The following is a 5,111-nucleotide window of genomic DNA, read 5'->3' on the forward strand; positions in this document are numbered from 1 at the left end:
ATGCGAGCCCACTCTCACTTATGGCAAGCTTTCTTCTTTTTGTACATTTAGATAGCCTTCGATGCGATCGAATCTCCGATCCAGATGACACTTCATGTCAGACCTCAATTTTTGTATTTCTCCAATAGTGGAGTCCTGCTTGTCTAGCATTTGGTCTTGCTTGTCTAGCATTTGGTCTTGCTTGTCTAGCATTTGGTCCATCTTTCCATTCAACTCGGCAAAGCCGTTGCCTGTTATCGAAAGAAGCTTTTCCGTGTTTGATGCGATTACTCTGACCCCTACGACGAGCTCTTTCAGAATCTCTATACCATCATCAAGGCGTTCACCCACCTCATCCGGCCCAGTCATTTTTCGGAAGGTTGGATAAGCACCCGAAGCTTCTGAGAACTCAGATTCAATTTCATGCACATCTATGAGGAGATCCTTTATCTTTATAGCTGATGCGAGCTTCTCCAGGTTTTCCCTGCTGCCCTCGGCAATCAGCAGGACGTGACCATCCGGACGGTTCTGGACAAAACCTGTCAGCCCCAGGTTTTGAGCGGCAGATACTACCTTTGCGCGATAGCCAACCCGCTGCACCTTGCCCGAGATCATGGCAGTCAATCGCATCATTAAATCGCATATTATGTGCCTTTGAATATAAATCTTTCCAGGGAGGATTGCCACAAATCTGAATTTTGCAGAAAAGCTATCTTTAACGATAACGGATTTAGCCACTTGTGCAGGAAATCCGGAGTTTTAGAAATCATAAGGAATCATTCGATCACATGGATTCTTATACCAGCAATGCTCTGCCAATTTCAGGCCTCATCCTGAAATTGAGAATGATCTATCGTCCATGCGAACGATGCAAAAGCTCAATCTTCGGCTTCCCACCCAGAGAATTCCAGCAGCCGAGACATTCGAACTTTTTCTCCAACTCATCTGAGACCCAAGAAGGTACATTGGATTTGCGAACCTCGGCCATGATGATGTGCTTCATCATAATGCAATCTCTCTGATCTTCAGCACCGCAGGTATGCTCAAAGAATTCGCTTTGGCCATTCTTCGAATCGGATTTCCCTTTTTCTGCAAATTCAATCATGTCCTTCTACTCCTCTAGCCATATTTCGGAACCGGAGATTGGTTTTTGCCGTTAAAGCCGCAGCCTAACGATCCATATCAGGGAACATGCCGGTGCCGCATATGTCATCACAATATACATCAGGTGCATTACAGGCGCATTGAGATGATGTATATAACTATTAAGAATTATAGACTATATAACTCTTCCCTCCTGCGATATGTATTTAAAATATTGAAAAAAATGGAGAAAATGTGAGGAAGGCGATTTAGAGCTATACTTTCAGCTCTTTCCCTTTGCCCTCTCATCCTTGGCGTAGACGTCTCGCAGGTCCACGACCTTCTTTGACTTACCAGCCGTTCTTGGAATCGACCCTTTCTCCACCAGTTCTATCCTGCTCCGCACATTCAAGACCGATTTCAGCTTATCCTCAGTGATCTTCCGGATCCGGGCCAAGTCAGCCAACTCACCGGTAAATGCCTCGTCCTTCAGCTCAACCTGAATGCTGATCTCATCCAGACCGTGCTTCTTTCTGTCCACGACCACCTGGAAGTAGTTTCCAATCTCTGGAATGCTCACTAAGACATCCTCGATCTGGCTGGGGAAGACATTGATGCCCCGCACAATGAGCATATCATCGGCTCTTCCCAGGAATCTATGCAGCTTTCTGCTGGTGCGACCACAGGAGCATTTCTCTTCCATAATATAGGTCACATCGCCAGTATGGTATCTTATCAGAGGCATAGCCTCCTTGGTCAGGGAGGTAACCACCAGCTCGCCGGGCTCACCAGGCGCACATGGCTGCTCGTTATTATCCAGGATCTCAATCAAGAAATGGTCCTCCCAGATATGCAGACCGTTCTGCTCCTGACACTCGAAAGCTACGCCCGGACCCATCATCTCAGAGAGACCGTAAGAGTCGTAGGCTTTGATGTTCAGGGCCTCCTCCAGTTCTTTGCGTGCCTCGTCCGACCAGGGTTCAGCTCCAAAGCAGCCGATCCTCAGCTTGAGTTTATCCACCACTCCATTGGCCTTGGCGGTCTCTGCCAGGTAGAGGGCATAAGAGGGCGTGCAGTGCAGGACGGTCACCCCGAAATCCATCATGATCTCCAGCTGGCGATTAGTATTTCCCACACCGGAAGGAACAGCCATGGCACCCATCCGCTCGATGCCATAGTGAACTCCAAGCCCTCCGGTGAAGAATCCGTAATTCACCGCATTCTGGAATATGTCTCCCTTTCTTACCCCCGCCATCACAAAGTCTCTGGCCATGAGGTCTGACCAGGTCTCAATGTCTCTGGCGGTGTAGCCGACCACGGTGGGCTTTCCCGTCGTTCCGGAAGAGGCATGAACCCGCACAACCTCGTCCAGAGGAACAGCGAAAAGGCCAAAGGGGTAGTTCTCCCTGAGATTTTGCTTGCGAGTGGTTGGAAGCTTTGACAGGTCATTGAGGCTTTTTATATCATCTGGAGAAACACCTGCCTCCTTGAATTTATTGCGGTAAAATGGAACGCTATTGTAGACCTTCTCTGCGATGCTCTTGAGCCGCTTGAGCTGCAGCTCTTCCAGCTCACTTCTTTCCATTAACTCCAATTTCGGTTGCCAGTAATTCATTTTCATACCCTGGTGAATTTGATCTTGCTCGTATGATGCTGCTAATGCTACACGGTGTCATGAGAGAAAACGTCAGGGTATATCAATTCTTCCGCTGCAAGGAGTTAAAAAGCATACCCAAGGTATCTTATCAACCCGAATTCGGGACCGATTACGCCTTAAGAATGGGAGATGGATCCAAATAGTGGAACAATAGCTAAATTCTTTGTCGCAAAATCTGAACTCAGCATGCATTAAGCAATTATCTATAACACGAATAAACGCTAAGGATAGATGATAAGGATTTTAATTGCAGCTAATTCAGTACAGTTTTTTTTTCTGATTAGACATAATCGTCTATAATACAGGCAAGAGATTAGGACCAGAGTGGAGGAAGATGATGAAACGAAATAGAAATGAGATCATCTCAGAGATTCTTAGAATTTGCATAAAAGGAGCACGCAAGACAAAAGTGGTATATCAGGCAAACCTTAACTTCAGAACGGCTGATCCCTATTTGCAGCTTCTCATTAAGAACGACCTGATAGTCTCCAGCCAAGGACCACACGTGGTCTATAAGACGACTGAGAAGGGAATGAACCTGATGAAAGCGATAGATCAGGTCCATAGCACTCTGGCCGAATATCAGGATTCGCTCCCCACTCCGACATCGGCCTAAATTCTCATTTTGGGATAACAATCATACGGTAATCATCATATAAGTACTGCCATCTTTGCAGTATTGCCTATCCCAATGCTTTTATCCTTTTTCTACCATCTCCCACTATGCCATCGCTTTCTGTCCATGCTGGCGGCCTCGACCTGAAAAATCCGGTCCTTCTCGCCGCAGGCATCCTGGGCACTACAGGCGCATCCCTCTGCCGCGCATCACGAGCGGGTGCAGGAGGGGTCGTCACCAAATCCATTGGCTCTGTGCCAAGAGCGGGCCATCCAGGTCCCTGCATCGTTCATGTGGATTGTGGTCTCATCAATGCCATGGGCCTTCCCAATCCCTCTTATAAGGATTTTCAGGCCGAGATCGATGCTGCCAGAAAAGGGGGGGTACCTGTCATCGCCAGTATCTTCGCATCCAGCGCAGAGGAGTTTGCTCAGATCTCTCGAAACCTAGATGCTGATGCTTTGGAGCTTAATTTATCCTGCCCTCATGCCGAGAAGTACGGCAGCGAGCTGGGACGTTATCCCGATCTGGTAGAATCGGTGACCGGGGCAGTGAAGGCAGCCTCAAGCGTTCCAGTCTGGGTGAAGCTAACCCCCAACACCGCCGACATCCTAGAGCTGGGGCTCGCCGCCCAAAGGGGAGGAGCTGATGCCGTGGTGGCCATCAACACTCTGAAGGCCATGGCTATAGATATTGAGACCGGCTATCCCATTCTGGGCAACCGCTTCGGAGGCCTATCCGGACGGGCTATAAAGCCGGTGGCCGTTCGTGCGGTGTACGATCTTGCCTACCGTCTGGAGATCCCGGTGATCGGGGTGGGCGGAATATCCTCCTGGGAGGATGCGGTGGAGATGATCATGGCAGGAGCCTCTGCTATTCAGGTGGGGACCGCCCTTTTGCAGGGCTATGGCGTATTCGAGGAGATCACATCCGGCCTGTCTGCATACCTGGGGAGGAAATCAATTACTCTAGAAGAGCTGTGCGGCATGGCTGGGAGGTGCTCATGAGACCTATCGATACAGTTATAATGGAAGTCCAATCCGAAACCCCTCTGATCAAGACTCTCCGGCTGGACAGGAGCCTGGATCCTCATCCCGGGCAGTATGCCATGGTCTGGATTCGCGGACTGGATGAGGTTCCCATGAGCTTCTCTGGACCTGATACCATCACCGTGCAGTCGGTGGGTGAGGCCTCCGAGGCCCTCAATTCCCTGGGCGAGGGAAGGAGCATTGGGCTGCGTGGACCTCTTGGCAAGGGTTTTACTCTTCTGGGAGAAAGGATTCTGATCATCGGAGGCGGGGTGGGAACTGCGCCTTTGGCCTTCCTGGGCGAGCAGGCTATGAATGCGGGCATGGAGGTCACATCGCTGATCGGCTATCGCTGCTGTAGCGATATGATATTCCTGAAGAGGTTCCAGAGGCTGGGCAGAACGATCGTCACCACGGACGATGGTTCAAGCGGGATCCGCGGCCGGGTGGCCGCGGGCCTTGAGGCTCTGGACCTTGATGATTACGACCAGATCTATCTATGCGGCCCGGAGCTGATGATGTGGGATGTAATCTCCCGGTCACGAGAGCATGCCAAAAAAACTCAGGCCTGCATCAATCGCTACTTCAAATGCGCTGAGGGCATATGCGGATCATGCTGCCTGGATCCGGATGGGCTGAGAGTCTGCGTGGAAGGGCCGGTGATCAGGGCTGATCGCCTTCTAGAGAGCGAGTTTGGCCGGTACCGCCGCGGACCGACAGGTGTCAAGGGGCCCTGCAGGGGATGAAA

5 protein-coding genes are annotated in these 5,111 nt (G+C 50.3%); 3 read left to right on the forward strand and 2 right to left on the reverse strand.

The genetic code is table 11. The features are described 5' to 3' along the window. Positions 1-18: 18 nt before the first annotated feature. Positions 19-612: an acylphosphatase gene (locus BP822_RS04170; protein WP_048132313.1), complete on the reverse strand. Its 594-nt coding sequence runs from the start codon at positions 610-612 to the stop codon at positions 19-21. 733 nt (positions 613-1,345) lie between these two features. Continuing rightward, positions 1,346-2,677: a phenylacetate--CoA ligase family protein gene (locus BP822_RS04175; RefSeq protein ID WP_013719839.1), complete on the reverse strand. Its 1,332-nt coding sequence runs from the start codon at positions 2,675-2,677 to the stop codon at positions 1,346-1,348. 379 nt (positions 2,678-3,056) lie between these two features. On the opposite strand from BP822_RS04175, the gene BP822_RS04180 reads away from it, so the two are divergent. The 3 genes from BP822_RS04180 (at position 3,057) to BP822_RS04190 (ending at position 5,109) form a co-directional block, all read left to right on the forward strand. Next, on the forward strand, positions 3,057-3,335 hold the full coding sequence (locus tag BP822_RS04180) for a winged helix-turn-helix domain-containing protein (protein WP_013719840.1): 279 nt from the start codon (positions 3,057-3,059) through the stop codon (positions 3,333-3,335). A 107-nt stretch (positions 3,336-3,442) separates the two neighbouring features. Continuing rightward, complete coding sequence (locus BP822_RS04185; protein ID WP_286857847.1) at positions 3,443-4,342, forward strand: dihydroorotate dehydrogenase; 900 nt, start codon at positions 3,443-3,445, stop codon at positions 4,340-4,342. Beyond that, positions 4,339-5,109: a dihydroorotate dehydrogenase electron transfer subunit gene (locus tag BP822_RS04190; RefSeq protein WP_286877790.1), complete on the forward strand. Its 771-nt coding sequence runs from the start codon at positions 4,339-4,341 to the stop codon at positions 5,107-5,109. Before BP822_RS04185 ends, BP822_RS04190 begins: the two co-directional genes overlap by 4 nt. The last annotated feature ends 2 nt before the right edge of the window (positions 5,110-5,111 follow it).

The sequence above is a fragment of the Methanosaeta sp. UBA458 genome (assembly GCF_002496085.1).
Classification (GTDB): Archaea; Halobacteriota; Methanosarcinia; order Methanotrichales; family Methanotrichaceae; genus Methanothrix; species Methanothrix soehngenii.

Excerpts from the sequence above, each read along its gene's own strand:
- BP822_RS04190 (WP_286877790.1), top strand. The coding sequence starts at position 4,339 with ATGAGACCTATCGATACAGTTATAATGGAAGTCCAATCCGAAACCCCT.
- BP822_RS04170 (WP_048132313.1), bottom strand. The coding sequence starts at position 612 with ATGATGCGATTGACTGCCATGATCTCGGGCAAGGTGCAGCGGGTTGGC.
- BP822_RS04175 (WP_013719839.1), bottom strand. The coding sequence starts at position 2,677 with ATGAATTACTGGCAACCGAAATTGGAGTTAATGGAAAGAAGTGAGCTG.
- BP822_RS04180 (WP_013719840.1), top strand. The coding sequence starts at position 3,057 with ATGAAACGAAATAGAAATGAGATCATCTCAGAGATTCTTAGAATTTGC.
- BP822_RS04185 (WP_286857847.1), top strand. The coding sequence starts at position 3,443 with ATGCCATCGCTTTCTGTCCATGCTGGCGGCCTCGACCTGAAAAATCCG.